The 16,058-nt window shown below is 63.9% G+C and carries 4 protein-coding genes; 2 read left to right on the forward strand and 2 right to left on the reverse strand.

Annotation, left to right across the window (positions count from 1 at the left end):
- A complete protein-coding gene (locus tag L8I05_RS08710) occupies positions 1–14,046 on the reverse strand; it encodes a non-ribosomal peptide synthase/polyketide synthase (RefSeq protein ID WP_242168294.1) in 14,046 nt (4,681 codons plus the stop codon).
- Between the two features lie 209 nt (positions 14,047–14,255).
- Between L8I05_RS08710 and L8I05_RS08715 the strand changes: the two genes are divergently transcribed.
- Together L8I05_RS08715 and L8I05_RS08720 are read left to right on the forward strand one after the other, a co-directional pair.
- Positions 14,256–14,507 carry a type II toxin-antitoxin system HicA family toxin gene (locus tag L8I05_RS08715; RefSeq protein ID WP_242168296.1) on the forward strand — a complete coding sequence of 84 codons (252 nt, stop codon included), beginning with the start codon at positions 14,256–14,258 and terminating at the stop codon, positions 14,505–14,507.
- A complete protein-coding gene (locus L8I05_RS08720; protein WP_177015713.1) occupies positions 14,504–14,869 on the forward strand; it encodes a type II toxin-antitoxin system HicB family antitoxin in 366 nt (121 codons plus the stop codon). The genes L8I05_RS08715 and L8I05_RS08720 overlap by 4 nt, the downstream gene beginning before the upstream one ends.
- On the opposite strand, the gene L8I05_RS08725 is transcribed toward L8I05_RS08720, so the two are convergent.
- Positions 14,870–16,042 (reverse strand): MFS transporter, encoded by a 1,173-nt coding sequence (locus L8I05_RS08725; RefSeq protein ID WP_242168298.1) that lies wholly within the window; start codon positions 16,040–16,042, stop codon positions 14,870–14,872.
- Between the last annotated feature and the right edge of the window lie 16 nt (positions 16,043–16,058).

Below are 16,058 nucleotides of genomic sequence, written 5' to 3' on the forward strand. Positions count from 1 at the left end.
TCAAATCGCCTCTAGTTCGCTCAAAAAGTCACGAAGATCATCAAAATCTTCCGCGCTGCCGGCGCGGAAAGTGGCTGCGGCCTGCACATAGGCGCGCAGCGTTTCGGTCTGGAACACTTCAACCAGGGGCACTTCCAGGCCCAGTTCGGACTGCACCCGCGAGGTGATCTGGATCGCCAGCAAGGAATGGCCGCCGACTTCGAAGAAGTTGTCGTCCAGGCCCACTTGCGGCAGGCGCAGCACTTCGGCCCAGATCGCCGCGACCTGCTGCTCCAGTTCGGTTTCGGGGGCCACATAACGTTGCTGCATCAAGCTCGCATCCGGCGCGGGCAAGCCTTTGCGGTCGAGCTTGCCGTTGGGTGTCAGCGGCATCTGCGCCAGGCACATAAAGTGCGTGGGCACCATGTAGTCCGGCAGGCGGGTCTTGAGCGCACGGCGCAAGGCATCGCGGAACTCGGCCTGGTCGATCAGGGCCGGGTCAGCCGGCACTACATACGCCACCAGCTGCTTGCCGGTCGGGCCTTCCTGGGCCACCACCACGGTTTCACCGACGCTGTCCTGCTCGCGCAGGCGCGCTTCGATTTCACCCAGCTCGATACGGAAACCACGGATTTTCACTTGATGGTCGACACGCCCGAGATAATCCACCACGCCGTCCGGGCGGCCACGGGTCAAGTCGCCGCTGCGGTACACGCGGCTGCCAGGTTTGCCGAATGGGTCCGGCACGAAGCGTTCGGCGGTCAGGGCCGGGCGCTCCAGGTAACCCCGCGCCACGCCCTCGCCGCCCAGGTACAACTCACCGGCGACGCCGATGGGTTGCAGGTTGAGCTGCGCGTCCAATACATAGCCGCTGCGGTTGCCCAGCAACGTACCAATCGGTGCGTAAACGGCGCCGCAAGGGTCGCCCTTGCGCGCCTTCCACAGCAGCGGCGTTACCACGGTTTCAGTGGGGCCGTAACCATTGAACAGATAGGTCGGCTTCAGCGCGCGCCAGGCCAAGTCATAGCTGGCTTGCGCCACCGCATCACCACCAAAGCAGTAAACCCGCACGGCCGGTGGGTTGCCGTCACGCTCGGCGTGCTCGGCCAGTTGTTGCAGATAAACCGGCGGGAACACCGCCATCGTCACGTTGTGGCGGTGCATTTGCGCGTAGGTGTATTCCGGCAGCCACAGGCTGTCATCGCGGATCAGTACACTGGCGCCGTTGATCAGCGGGTGCATCCAGCCTTCGTGGGAACCGTCGAAAGCGAACGACATAAAGTGCAGTTCGCAGTCGGTCGGGCCGGTTTCATAGCGCTCGCCGGTAGCAATGATATGCGCCACCAACGGCCCGTGGGACACCGCTACGCCCTTCGGCATGCCGGTGGAGCCGGAGGTGTAGATCACGTAGGCGAGGTTTTCGCCATCCAGTGCAACCTGCGGTGCGGCATCGCTGTAGTCGGCCCAGTCTTCGCTGCAATCGATTGCAAGCGTGTTCAGCCCTTGCGGGATCGGCAATTGCTGCAAGGCGCTCGTATGCGTGAGCAGCAATTGGGCGCGGCTGTCTTCCATCATGTAGAGCAGGCGATCACGCGGGTACTCAATATCCAGCGGCACGTACACGCCACCGGCTTTGAGTACGGCGAGGAACGCCACCATGATCTCGGCACTGCGCGGCATGGCGATGGCCACGCGCACTTCCGGCCCGACACCGCGGGCGATCAGCGCATGCGCCAGGCGATTGGCCTGGCGGTCGAGTTCGCCGTAGGTGAGGGTTTGCGCATCGAATTTCACCGCCACGGCATCCGGCGTTTCCCGCGCGCGGTCGGCAACCCTTTCGTGCACCAGGCGTGTCGCTGGGAAGCCCGAATCGGTGCAATCCCACAATTGCAGGATGTGCTGTTGTTCATCCGGGTTCAGCAGATTCAGTTGCCCGATGGCCTGCTGTTGATCGTCAACCATGGCCTGCAAGAGGTTCTGCCAGTGCCCGGCCATACGCTCGATGGTGCCGGGGGCAAACAGATCGGTGGCGTAACTCAGGGACGCATGCAGCGCCTCGCGGGATTCCTCCACATCCAGCGCCAAGTCGAACTGGGCCACGCCTTCATCCCAGCTCAACACGTCGACCTGCAGGCCGGGCAAGTCCTGCAAATGACGGCGTGCCGAGGTCACGCGGTGGTTGAACAGCACTTGGAACAACGGGCTCAGGCTCATGCTGCGTTCCGGCTGCAGCGCCTCCACCAGTTGCTCGAACGGCAGGTCCTGATGCGCCTGAGCGTCCAGGGAGCGTTGCCGCACCTGATCCAACAGTTGCGCCACGCTCATCTGCCCGTTGATGTCGGCCTTGAGCACTTGGGTGTTGACGAAGAAGCCGATCAGGCTTTCGGTTTCCAGGCGGTTGCGGTTGGCAATCGGCACGCCCACGCGCACATCTTCCTGGCCGCTGTAGCGGTGCAACAAGGCCTGGTAGGCGGCCAGCAGCACCATCGGCAACGTGACGCCGGCCGCGTTCGCCAGGCTGCGCAAGCCGGCCAGCAGTTGCGGCTTCAACTCAACGCCAAGACGCGCGCCGCGATGGGTCGGCAATGCCGGGCGCTGGTAGTCGAACGGCAACTCCAGTACCGGTTGCTCGCCGCCCAACTGCTCGCGCCAGTAAGTCAGCTGCCGCGCTTTCTCACCCGCTTCCATCCAGTTGCGCTGCCACAGCGCGTAGTCGGCGTACTGGATCGGCAGCGCCGGCAGCTGCGGCGTGTGGCCGGCGCTGAAGGCGGCATACAGTTTCACCAGTTCTTCGACCATCAACTGCATCGACCAGCCATCGGAGACGATATGGTGCTGCACCAGCACCACAACGTGATCGTCCTCGGCCAGTTGCAGCAACTTGACCCGCAGCAGCGGCCCGCGCAGCAGATCGAACGGCCGCGCGACCGCCTCGGCCACCTGCGCCTTGAGCCCGGCTTCATCGGTGCTGGCCCGTTCGATGTCGATCAGGCCCAGTTCTTCGATCACTTGCACCGCGCCGCTGGCGTCCTGGCGCAGATGCGTGCGCAGGCTTTCGTGGCGCGCCAACAAGGTGTCAAAACTGCGTTGCAAGGCAGCCACGTCGAGCACGCCTTTCAAACGCAAGGCGCTGGGGATGTGGTACGCCGCGCTGTGCGGGTCGAGTTGCCAGAGGAACCATTGGCGCTCCTGGGCGTACGACAGTGGCAACGGTTGTGTGCGGTCGGCCTTGAGCAGCGCCGGTGCGGTAACGCCCTGCTCGCCCAATGCACGTACGAAGTCACCGAGCACCGGCTGTTCGAACAGGGTTTTGAGCGCCACTTCCAGCGCCAGCGTCTGGCGCACGCGCGACACGACCCGCGTGGCCAGCAGCGAATGCCCGCCGAGTTCAAAGAAGTGGTCATCGAGCCCCACCTGCGCTACCTCCAGCACGTCGGCCCAAATCGCCGCGACGTGCTGTTCGCGCTGGCTGACGGGCGCCACATGCGCTTTGTGTAGCACGCTGGCATCGGCGTTGGGCAAGGCCTTGCGGTCGAGTTTGCCGTTGGGGGTCAAGGGCAGGCTATCGAGGAATATCAGCTGCGCAGGCACCATGTAATCCGGCAGGCGCTCGCGCAAATCGGCTTTGTAGCGGTCACGCAGCGCCGCCTGTTGGTCAGGGGCGAAGGTCACCAGGTAGGCGATCAGGCGGTCGTTGTCGGCCAGCACCACGGCCTCACGCACCGCTGCATCTTCACGCAGGCAGGCTTCGATTTCGCCCAGCTCGATACGGAAACCACGCACCTTGACCTGATGATCCACACGGCCGATGTACTCCACTACGCCGCCTGGGCGATAGCGCGCCAGGTCGCCGGTGCGGTACAGGCGCTCGCCGGGCGCGCCATAAGGGTCAGGCACGAAGCGTTCGGCGGTGAGCGATGGCCGCGCGTGATAACCGCGCGCCAGGCCAACCCCGCCGATCAGCAATTCACCGGCCGCGCCCTGCGGGCATGGCGTCAGCCCGGCGTTGAGAATGAACAGCGACGTATTGGCAATCGGTCGACCGACAAAAGGCTCGGCCGCCAATAAACGATGGGCGGCCGACCAGATGGTGGTTTCCGTCGGGCCATAGAGGTTCCACACCGGGCCCTGCAGGTCGAGCAGCCGTTGGGCCAGGTCGACCGGCAACGCTTCGCCGCCACACAGGCACTTGATGCCCTTGAGCAGAGCGGCACGCGGGCTTTCCAGCAGCATGCGCCAGGTCGACGGGGTGGCTTGCAGCACCGTGGCGGATTGGTTATGCAGCAGATCGAGAATCGCCTCCGGATCGAGCGCCAGCGCCTGGTCGCTCAGCAGCACCGTGGCGCCGACGGTCAGCGGCACGTACAGCTCGAGGGCAAAGATGTCGAACGAGAAGGTCGTCAGCGACAGCACCCGCGCATCGGCGCCAATTTCCAGCGTATCGGCCATGCCGCAAGTAAAGCTGCACAGTGCCTGATGACGCACCATGACGCCCTTGGGCTTGCCGGTGGAACCGGAGGTGTAGATCACGTAGGCCAGGTGCTCCGGCGTGACATTGACCTGCGGGTTGTGTTCGTCGCCGCCTGCGTCATGGACCAACAGCACACGCAGGCCGTGCGGTTGCGCCAGGCGACCGTTCAGGTGGGGCTGGGTCAGCAATACCCGCGCGCGGCTGTCTTCAAGCATGAACGCCAAGCGGTCGGCCGGGAATTGCGGGTCGAGCGGCACATACGCGCCACCGGCCTTGAGGGTTGCGAGCAAGCCGACCACCATGTCCAGCGAGCGCTCGACATGCACCGCCACCAGCACATCCGGGCCGACGCCCGCTGCGATCAGGCGATGGGCGAGGCGGTTGGCGCGGCGGTTGAGTTCGCGGTAACTCAGGGTGTCGCCATTGAATTGCAGCGCACTCGCCTCCGGGGTCGCCAGTACTTGCGCTTCGAACAGCTGATGCACGCAGCGTGTATGCGGGAACTCAACGTGGCTGTCGTTCCAACCGTGCACGGTCTGCTGCCATTGCTGCTCGCTGAGCATCGGCAGCTCATCCAGCGTTCTCGATGCGTCGTTCACCACCGCACGCAGCAGGTTCTGCCAATGCTGCGCGAGGCGCGTCAGCGTCGCGGGCTCGAACAGGTCCGTGGCGTAGGCCAGCGAAGCCCACAGGCCTGCGGCGGACTCTTCGGTCTCCAGGCTCAAATCGAACTGGGTGGTGTTGCCTGCCCAATCCAACGGTTGCAAGGCCAGGCCCGGCAGATGCACCGGGCCGGCACGCAAGGTGTCCTGATGATTGAACATCACTTGGAACAATGGGTTATGGCTGAGGCTGCGCTCCGGTTGCAGCGCTTCCACCAATTGTTCGAACGGCAGGTCCTGATGGGCCTGGGCTTCCAGGGCGCGCTGCTTGACCTGGGCGAGCAATTGGTCAAAAGGCATTTGCCCGTCAAGGTCGACCTGGATGACTTGGGTGTTGACGAAAAAGCCGATCAACCGCTCGGTTTCCAGGCGGTTGCGGTTGGCGATTGGCACCCCGACACGCAGCCTGGACTGGCCGCTGTAGCGATGCAGCAAGGTCTGGAACGAGGCCAGCAAGAGCATGAACAGGGTCACGTCTTCGCGCTGGGCCAAGGTTTTCAGGTCGGCCAATAGCGCAGGCTCGAGTTGAACCTGCTCACGCGCGCCCCGGAAGCTCTGCACTGCCGGGCGCGGGTGGTCCAGCGGCAGTTCCAGCACCGGATGTTCATCGCCCAGGTGCTGTTGCCAGTAATCGAGCTGGCGCTGTTTTTCACCGGCCGCCATCCAGTTGCGCTGCCACACGGCGTAGTCGGCATATTGGATCGGCAACACCGGCAGCGAAGCCTGGCCCTGATACAGGGCCACCAGTTCATCGACCATCACCTGCATCGACCAACCGTCGGAGATGATGTGGTGTTGGGTGATCACCAGCACATGGTGATCGGCCGCGACCACCAGCAGTTTGACGCGCATCAGCGGGCCGTTGCGCAGATCGAACGGGCGCTGAATCTCTTGCTCCACACAGGCTTGGATTGCCGCGGCCTCCGCCCTCGCCTGCTCGACAGGCACTCTCAGGTCGGGATGAATCACTTGCCAGGTCTGCTCAGCGTCCTCAACAAAGGTGGTGCGCAACGGCTCATGGCGCAGCACCAGCGCCTGGAACGCGCGCTCCAGCGCGGTGATGTCCAGTTGGCCGCGCAGATGCAGCGCCGTGGGTACGTGATACGCGGCGCTGGTGGGGTCCAGTTGCCACAAAAACCATTGGCGTTCCTGGGCGAACGACAGCGCCATCGGCTGCCCACGCTCCAGCGCCACCAGCGGCTGAGCGCTGTGTTGCTGCAAGCCCGAACAGGCCGTCGCAAACCCTTGCAGCGTCGGCTGCTCAAACAGTGCGCGCAGCGGCACTTCCAGTTTCAAGTCATGGCGCACACGGGAAATCACCTGGGTCGCCAGCAACGAGTGCCCACCCAGCTCGAAGAAGTGATCCGTGAGGCCGACCTGCTCCACCTGCAACACCGCCTGCCAGATCGCCGCCAGCTGCACTTGCAGCGGGCTGTGTGGCGCCACATACGCCTGTTGACGCAGGTTCAGGTCTGGCGCGGGCAGCGCGCGGCGGTCGAGCTTGCCGTTGTTGTTCAGTGGCAAGGCATCCAGCACCTGCCAGTGCGCCGGCACCATGTAGTCCGGCAGTGACTGGCGTAGAGTGGCCGCCAGGTTCTGGGCGTCCAGGGTGTGACCGTGGGCGGGCACCATGTAGGCGACCAGTTGCATGCCGACTGCACTTGGCTGGGCGATGACTGCGGCTTCTCGCACTTGCGGCAAGGCTTGCAGGCAGGCCTCGATTTCGCCCATTTCGATGCGATAGCCGCGAATTTTCACCTGATGGTCGATCCGCCCGACGTACTCCAGCGCGCCGCTTTCGTTGTAGCGCGCCAGGTCGCCACTGCGGTAGAGCCGTGCACCCGGCACCGCGGAAAACGGGTCCGGCAGGAAGCGTTCGGCGGTCAAGGCCGGGCGGTCGAAATAACGCTGGGCCAGGCCCGCTTCGGCACCGATGCACAGTTCGCCTACGCCGTCGGTGGCCAGCAGTTCGAAACCACTGTCGAGCACATACAACGAACGGCCGGCGATGGCGCGACCAATCGGCACGCCGAACGCATCACTGGCATCCGTCAGCTGGCAATCGTGCACGCTGGACACCACCGTCGCCTCGGTCGGCCCGTAGGTGTTGACCAGGCGCACACCGCCCAGCCCTGCCGCGTGCCAGGCGCGCACGCCTTCTACCGACATAGCCTCGCCGCCCACGTGCACTTGGCGCAGGTTGCCCAGCGTGCGTGGGTCGGCGGCGCATTCCTTGGCGAGCAAATACCAGTAAGCGGCCGGCAAGTCGGCCAGGGTCACGCCCTGCTCGACGATCTCGCGTGCCAGTTGGCCGGCGTCCCACAGCTCATCGCCGCGCATGATCAAGGCGGCGCCCACGCACAGCGGCGGGTAGCACTGCTCGACAAAACCGTCGAAGCTGAAGGTCGCAAATTGCAGTACGCGGTCGTCTGCACTCAGCCGGCTGTAGGCCTCGGCGCTGTCGCAGAACTGGCCAAGGGCGGCGTGGTCGATGGCTACGCCTTTGGGCAGGCCGGTGGAGCCGGAGGTGTAGATCACATACGCCAGGTCGGCCGCCGCCGCTTGGTTGGGTGGGTTGGTCGCCGGGTAGCTGTCCAGCTCTTCACCGGACGTGCTGAAGTCCACACGGGTCAAGCCCTGCGGCAATGGCAAGTCGGCAAGCAACCCGGCTTCGCTGAGCAGCAGGTCCAAACGGCTGTCGGCCAGCATGTAGGCCAGGCGTTCGGCCGGGTAGTTCGGGTCCAGCGGCACGTAGGCGGCGCCGCTTTTGAGCACTGCCAGCAGGCTGACAATCAGCTGCGGGCCACGCCGACTGGCCAGGCCTACGCGCTGGCCCGGCGCTACGCCGAGTGCCAACAGGCGATGCGCCAGGCGGTTGGCTCGCGCGTTGAGCTGGGCGTAGCTCAGGCGCTCACTGCCCGCCTGGACTGCCAGCGCGTCAGGGGTGGTCTGGGCTTGAGCAGCGATGCGCTCATGTACCCGCTGAGGGCGCTGGGCGGCACCGGCAGATTGGCTGAGGGCAAGTACGTGGTGCTGCGCGGCGGCGTCCAGCAGTTGCAGGTTGCCCAGCGGCGCACTGGCGTCCGCCACCAGTTGCACCAGCAGGTGACGCAAGTTGGCGCCCAGCCGCGTGACCTGTTGCTCGCTGAAATGCGCGCGGTCGTAGCTGAAGTCCAGGCGCAGACCGGCACCCAGCTCGACGCCCAGGGTCAGCGGGTAGTTGGTGCGTTCATGGTTGTGCATGCGGCCGAAGCTCAGGCCTGCGGGTGCGCCTTGCTTCAATGCTTCGGCCACCGGGAAGTTTTCGAACACCAGCAGCGTGTCGAACAACGCGGCACCTTGCTGACCGGCCCACGCCTGGATGTCGTAGAGCGGCACGTGTTCGTGGTCACGCAAGCTCAAGTTCAGGGCTTGCAACTCACCAAGCCAGGCGCCAGCCGTTTGCGCGGGCGACGCGGCACTGATCATCGGCAAGGTGTTGATGAACAAGCCCAACTGCTGCTCGATCCCCGGCAGCGGCGCTGAACGCCCGGCGACGGTGGCGCCGAACGCCACGCAATCCTGGCCGCTGTAGCGTTGCAGCAACAGGCTCCAGGCGCCTTGCAGCACGGTGTTGAGCGTAACTTTTTGCTGGCGGGCAAATTCGCCGAGTGCTTGGGTAAAGTCGTTGTCCAACAGCACGTGATGGTCAGCCATCCCCGCGCCATCGACCGGCGCACGCAGTGCTTGCGCCAGCAAGGTTGGCGCTTGCAACGGCGCCATGGCCTGTTTCCAGAACGCCTCGCCCGAAGGCTGCTGTTGCAGCCAGCCCAGGTAATCGCGGAACTGCCCCAGCGGCGCCGGCAACGCCTGGCCTGCGTAGTGAGCAAGCACTTCGCCGAGCAACTGCGCGTTACTCCAGCCATCCATCAGGATGTGGTGGCTGGTGAACATGAAGTGCCAGGCAGAACCGGCACCGCGCACCAACATCAGGCGAAACAGCGGTGCGGTATTTAATTCAAAGCCGCGTGAACGCTCAGCATCGGCGAGCGCGTCGAGGTCGGCATTCACGTCTTCGATCACTTGCAACTGCACGTCGACATGACGCTTGATCAGCTGATGGGCGCTGTCCAGGCCCAGCCAGTGGAAGCTGCTGCGCAGGATGTCATGGCGGTCGAGTACCGCTTGCCAGGCACGGCCGAACGTCAGCAGGTCGAGGCCATCGATGTCCAGGCGCAGTTGGTTGATATAGGCCTGGGCCTCGGGTGCGTACAGGGTGTGGAACAGCATGCCCTGTTGCATCGGCGACAGCGGGTAAAGATCGGCGATGTCGGGCCCGGCCACGGGCAGTGCGTCCAGCTGCTGCTGGGTGAGGCGTGCCAGTGGGAAATCCGACGGCGTCACCTGCCCGGCCGGCGTGGCGCAGCAATGCTCGATCAACGCCTTGAGTTCCGTGGCGTAGTCATCCGCCAGGCGCTGGACGGTGGCGGCGTTGAACATCTCGCGGCTGAAGCCCCATTGCAGCGACAGCTCACCGCCATACACCTGCCCTTCCACCGTCAGCCAATTGGCCAACGGTGCTTCGGTGTCCTGGGCCTGGCCGCTGCTCTCGCTGGCGGGGACAAACAGCGCCGCCTCGTTGAACTGGCGGTCGAACTGGCCCAGGTAGTTGAAGGTGATACGCGGCGCAGCCAGGCCCGCCAGGGTTTCGCGTGACTGGGGGTTACCCAGGTAGCGCAACAGGCCGAAGCCCAGCCCCTTGTCGGGGACGGCGCGCAGTTGCTCTTTGACGGATTTAATCGCGTCCGACAGCTCACCATCGGCCTGCAAACGCACCGGGAACAGGCTGGTGAACCAACCGACCGTGCGGCTCAGGTCGATGCTGTCGAACAGGTCTTCACGACCATGTCCTTCCAGTTGAATCAAGGCCGTGTGGCCGCTCCAACGGCTGATCACCCGCGCCAGCGCGGTCAGCAGCAGGTCGTTGACCTGGGTGCGATAGGCCGCCGGAGCATCCTGCAAAAGCTGACGGGTGAGCTCGGCGTCCAGGCGGGTTTCGAGCTTGGCGCCCAGGCGGTTTTGCAGGCCGCCGTGGGGGTTGTCGCAGGGCAGTTCGACGTCGCTGGTCTGCGCCCGCCAGAAAGGCAGTTGGTCATCGAGGGTGTGTGCGTGGGTCTGCAACTGCTGCGCCCATTGCTGGTAGCTGCTGGTCTTGGCCGGCAAGCTGGCTTCTCGATAAGCCTGTTGCAGGTCTTCCAGCAGGATGCGCCAGGACACGCCGTCGACCGCCAGGTGATGCACCACCAACAACAGGCGCTGGCTGCCATCGGCCATCTGAACCAAGGCCGCGCGCAGCAGCGGGCCTTGCTCCAGGTTCAGACTGCGCTGGGCTTCATCGCACAGCGCGGCCAATTGTGTGTCGTCGCTTGCAGCGGATTGCCAAAGCGCTGGCGCGTTGACGGGCGCACCGTGGGTTTGCTGCCACGTGTCGCCCTGCTGCACAAAACGCAGGCGCAGCACGTCGTGATGGTTGATCAGTTGGGTCAGCGCCGCTTCCAGGCGTGCAGGCTCCAGCACCTCACGCGGGGTCAGCAGCAGGGACTGATTCCAATGCTGCCGCGCCGGGATGGCCTGGGCGAAAAAGTTTTGCTGCACCGGGGTCAGGATCACGTCGCCGGTGACCGGGCCTTGATCGATAGCGGCCGCCTCTTCAAAGCTCGCCACCAGCGCCAGGCTGCGCACGCTCTGATACTGGAACAGGTCGCGCGGGCTGAGACGAATGCCGGCCTGACGGGCACGGCTGACCACCTGGATGGAGATGATCGAATCGCCGCCCAGCTCGAAGAAGTTGTCGTCCAGGCCAACCTGTTCGACGCCGAGCACATCACTCCAGATCGCCGCCAGGGCTTTTTGCAACGCGCTCGAAGGTGCGACAAACGCCTGCTGCGGTGCCGCATCCGGCAGCGGCAGCGCCTTACGGTCGAGCTTGCCGTTGGCGGTGACGGGCAGCTTGGCCAGTTGCAGGAAATGCGTCGGCACCATGTATTCCGGCAGGCTGCTGAGCAGCCACGCCTTGAGATCGGTCGGCGCTTCGCCCTCAAGCACCCAGTACGCGACCAGTTGTTTGCCGCCCTGCACCAGCACCACCGCTTCACGCACGCCAGGATGTTGCATCAGGCGCGTTTCAATTTCGCCCAGCTCGATACGCAGGCCGCGCAGCTTCACTTGGTGGTCGAGGCGGCCGAGGTATTCGATCACGCCATCGGCGCGCTGGCACACGCGGTCGCCGGTGCAATACAGGCGCTCGCCGTGGATAAACGGGCTGGGCACAAATCGCTCGGCGGTCAGCGCCGGGCGGCGGTGGTAGCTGCGCGCCAGGCCGACGCCGCCCAGGTACAGCTCGCCGGACACGCCGGCCGGCACCGGGTTGAGTTGCGCGTCGAGCACGTAGGTGGCGAGGTTGGCGATCGGGCGGCCGATGGGCACACTGTCGGCGCCTTCGTCGATGCAGGTCCAGTGGGTCACGTCGATGGCAGCTTCGGTCGGGCCGTAGAGGTTAAACAACCCGGCTCCCGGCAACTTGGCGAAGACGTGCCGTTGCGCGTCCAATGGCAGCGCTTCACCGCTGCACACAATGCGCTTGAGGCTGGCGCAGGCGTGTACGCCCGGCTCATGGATAAACGCCTGCAGCATCGACGGCACGAAGTGCAACGTGGTGATGGCGTGACGGCCGATGGTGTCGATCAGGCGCGCCGGCTCGCGGTGTTCGCCAGGGGCTGCGACGACCAGGCGGGCGCCGGTCATCAATGGCCAGAAGAATTCCCATACCGAAACGTCAAAGCTGAATGGGGTTTTCTGCAGGACGGCGTCGCTGGCATCCAACCCGTAGGCGTGTTGCATCCAGCACAAGCGGTTGACCAACGCGCGATGGCTATTGCCTGCGCCTTTGGGCTTGCCGGTGGAACCCGAGGTGTAGATCACGTAAGCCAGGTTCAACGCCTGGATCTGCACCGCAGGCGATTGGCTGCTATAGCCGTCGAGCCAAGTGGGTGCCTGGTCGAGGGCAATCACCTGGACGCCGTCGGTGGGCAGCAACGCCAGCAGACTGTGTTGGCTGAGCAGCAGCGCAATGCCGCTGTCTTCGATCATGTAGGCCAGGCGTTCCTGCGGGTATTCCGGGTCCAGCGGCACGTAGGCGCCGCCCGCCTTGAGAATCGCCAGCAGGCCTACGACCATTTCGACGGAGCGCTCCACGCAGATGCCCACCAACACATCCGCGCCCACGCCCTGCTCACGCAAGGCATGCGCCAACCTGTTGGCGCGGGCGTCGAGCTGGGCGTAGGTCAGTGTGGTGTCGCCAAAAATGAGGGCTGGCGCATCCGGCGTGCGCTGCACCTGGTCTTCGATCAGGTGATAGATGCCGCGCTCGGTCGGGTATACCTCGGCGGTCTGGTTCCAGGCATGCACCAGCACGTGCTGGTCTTGCGCCGCGAGCATCGGCAACTCACCGATACGCTGTTCGCCATCGGCCACCATGGCCTGCAACAGGCTGATCCAGTGCTCGGCCATGCGCGCGATGGAAGGCGCATCAAACAGGTCGTTGGCGTACGTCAGCGCGGCGTGCAAGGTGCCGGACTTTTCATAGGTGTCGAGGGTCAGGTCGAACTGCGTGGTACGGCCCTGCCACTCCACCAGGGACAACTCCAGGCCGGAAGCCGTGCTGACCGAGGCAATGTCGGCCACCGCCGGCTGATGGTTGTACATGACCTGGAACAGCGGGGTATGGCTGAGGCTGCGCTCGACCTTCAGGGCTTCCACCAAACGCTCGAACGGTAATTCCTGGTGGGCCTGGGCACCCAGTGCATGCTCTTTGATGCCTTGCAGCAGCTCGGCAACGCGGGTCTGCCCGGTCAACTCGGTGCGCAATACTTGAGTGTTGACGAAGAAGCCGATCAGCCCTTCGACTTCACTGCGGTTACGGTTGGCGATGGGCACGCCGACGCGGATATCGCCCTGCCCGGTGTAGCGATGCAACAGCACATTGAAGGCGCCCAGCAGGAGCATGAACAGGGTGACGTTGTGCTGCTGCGCACAGCTGCGCAGCTGCGTGGCCAGGCCTGGATCAATCGCAAAATTGTGGCGTGTGCCCTGGTAGCTGGGCATGGCCGGGCGCGAGCGATCCGTCGGCAGTTCCAATACCGGATGCTCATCGCCCAGACGCGCCTGCCAGTACTCCAACTGCCGCGCTTGCTCGCCGGCTTCCAGCCAGCGGCGCTGCCACAGGGCGTAGTCGCTGTACTGGATCGGCAGCGCCGGCAATTGCGGCGCCTCGTTGCGCTCATGGGCGTCGTAGCAGCGGATGAACTCGTCGATCAGCACGTTCATCGACCAACCGTCGGAGACAATGTGATGCAAGGTCAACAGCAGCACGTGCTCCTGGGCGTCGAGCTTGAGCAGTTGCACACGCAGCAGCGGGCCGTGTTCCAGGTCGAACGGCAGCAGCGATTGACGCGTCGCCGCCTCGTTGACGGCCTGCTCGCGCTCGGCAGCAGCCAAGGCGCTGAAATCCAGCTGTTCGACGACAAGCGAGCGCTCTACCGACACTTGCTCCAGGCGCTCATCGGCCTGGCGCTGGAACACTGTGCGCAAGGTTTCATGCCGCGCCACCAGGCTGGCGAACGCTTGCTCCAGCGCACGCAGACTGAGCGCACCCTTGAGCCGCACGGCGCCGGGCAGGTTGTAGGCGCCGCTGGCCGGGTCCAATTGCCACAGAAACCACATGCGCTGCTGCGCGTAGGACAGCGCCTGGCGGTCCTCGGCCTCCACCCCTGCCGGAATCGGAAACCGGGAAAAATCCACGCCTTCTTTCTGCAGGGCTTGCAGGAACACGTGGCGTTTTTCCAGGGGCAACCCGATAAACCGGCGAGCAAGTTTCAAGGAGTCTTCAGCATTCATTTCTTGGAGTCCGGAACAATAGGCAGGAAGCACAAAGGCACGTCGTCCCTATAAAACGAACCGGGAAGGGAAAAATTAGCGGGGGATGAAAGGTGTGGAGCGAGCTGTCATCAAGGGTTACATCAATCTCAGGAAGAAACCGCTAAGCGAGGCTAGCATTGACGAACACCACTTTTTGCAACTACATTTAGTTACACGCAGGGAACGCCGTGTCCAAAAATGAAAAGCTGCTCGCCAAACTGCTCAACCAGAACATGGCCTTTACCTGGCCAGAGCTCGTAACGCTGCTGCAGCGTCTTGGCTACACACAGATTGAAGGGGCCGGAAGCCGGGTCAAATTCGACATCGGCGACCCCAGTGCAATGATCACCTTGCACAGGCCTCACCCCGGCAACGAACTGAAACACTACATTCGGCGCCAGATCATCGAACAATTGAAATCAGGAGAACTGATTCAGTGAACAATCAACTGAAACACAATGGCTACATCGGCTCTATCGAAGCCAGCCTCGAAGACAACTGCCTGTTCGGCAAAGTGCTGTTTATCAAGGCGCTGGTCAGCTATGAAGGCAAAACCGTCGCGGAGCTGGACGTGGCGTTTCGGGAGGCCGTGGAAGACTATCTCGCTACGTGCCACACCCTCGGGCAAACACCGGAAAAACCGTGCAAGGGTTCATTCAACGTGCGGGTCGGCCATGACCTGCATCTGGCTGCAGCCCTGGCAGCGACCCGTAAAAAAGTGACGCTCAATGACCTGACACGCCAGGCGCTGAATGAGTTTTTGCAACATCATTGCGCAGAACCTTTCCCGGCGATCGGCTGATCAGCCCAACCTTCGGTAGCCCAGCAGCGCTGAGCACAGCACCACCGCACCCGCCACCAGCGCCACCCAAAACCCGCTGGTGGCGCCAAAATGGTCGATCATCCAACCCGAGCTGGCGGCACCAATGGCCACACCGATGCTCAGGCCGGTGATCAACCAGGTCATGCCTTCGGTCAGGCGGCTGGGTGGGACGATTTGCTCCACCAACGCCATGGACACGATCAGCGTGGGGGCAAAGAACAGCCCGGAAATAAACACCGCCACGGCCAATCCGGGAATGTGGGTTACCAGCAGCAACGGCAAAGTGGTCAACGCCGTCGCCACACCGCAGAGCAGAAACTGTCGGGGCAACGGCGCCTTGAGCTTGAGCGTGCCAAAGGCCAACCCCGCCAGGCACGAACCGATGGCATACACCGAGAGCACGATGCTCGCCGCCGCCGGTTGGCCCTGCTGTTGGGCAAAGGCGACACTGACCACATCGACCACGCCGACGATGACGCCCATGGCCAGCAGCAGGGTCATCAGGATCAGTACTGAGGGTGAGGCGATCAGCATGCGGCCGTGCTGGCCGTGGTGTTCATGCACCGGCGGCTCAGTCGCGCGTTGCAGCACGAAGGTGGTCACGCCCACCGCCAGCAGCAGCGCCGCTACCAATGGCCCGGCTTCCGGGAACAGCACTACACTCAGGCCGACCGAGATCGGCGGGCCGATAATGAAACACACCTCATCAAGCACCGACTCCAGGGCAAACGCGGTCTGCAATTTGGGTTGCCCCCGATACAGTTCAGTCCACCGCGCCCGCACCATCGCCGACATATTGGGCATGCAACCGGCCAGGGCCGCACACACAAATAACGTCCAGCTGGGCGCCTGCAACCGGGTGCATAACAGCAACAGCAACAACGCCCCGCCGCCGATCAGCGCCGCCAGCGGCAGCATCCTGCCCTGACTGTAACGGTCCACTAAACGCGAAACCTGCGGCGCGCAAAAGGCCGTGGCCAAGGCAAATACCGCCGCCACCGAACCCGCCAGACCATAACCGCCATGCACCTGCGAGAGCATGGTGATCAAGCCGATACCGGTCATTGATATCGGCATGCGCGCCAGCATACCGGCCAATACAAAAGCCCGGCTGCCTGGGGCCTGGAACAACTCGGCGTAGGGGTTTGCCATCCTGCTCAACCTCTTC

The organism is Pseudomonas sp. MONT-RG-20F-20-E-7-02 (assembly GCF_022662395.1).
Taxonomy (GTDB): Bacteria; Pseudomonadota; Gammaproteobacteria; order Pseudomonadales; family Pseudomonadaceae; genus Aquipseudomonas.

Excerpts from the sequence above, each read along its gene's own strand:
- L8I05_RS08710 (WP_242168294.1), bottom strand. The coding sequence starts at position 14,046 with ATGAATGCTGAAGACTCCTTGAAACTTGCTCGCCGGTTTATCGGGTTG.
- L8I05_RS08725 (WP_242168298.1), bottom strand. The coding sequence starts at position 16,042 with ATGGCAAACCCCTACGCCGAGTTGTTCCAGGCCCCAGGCAGCCGGGCT.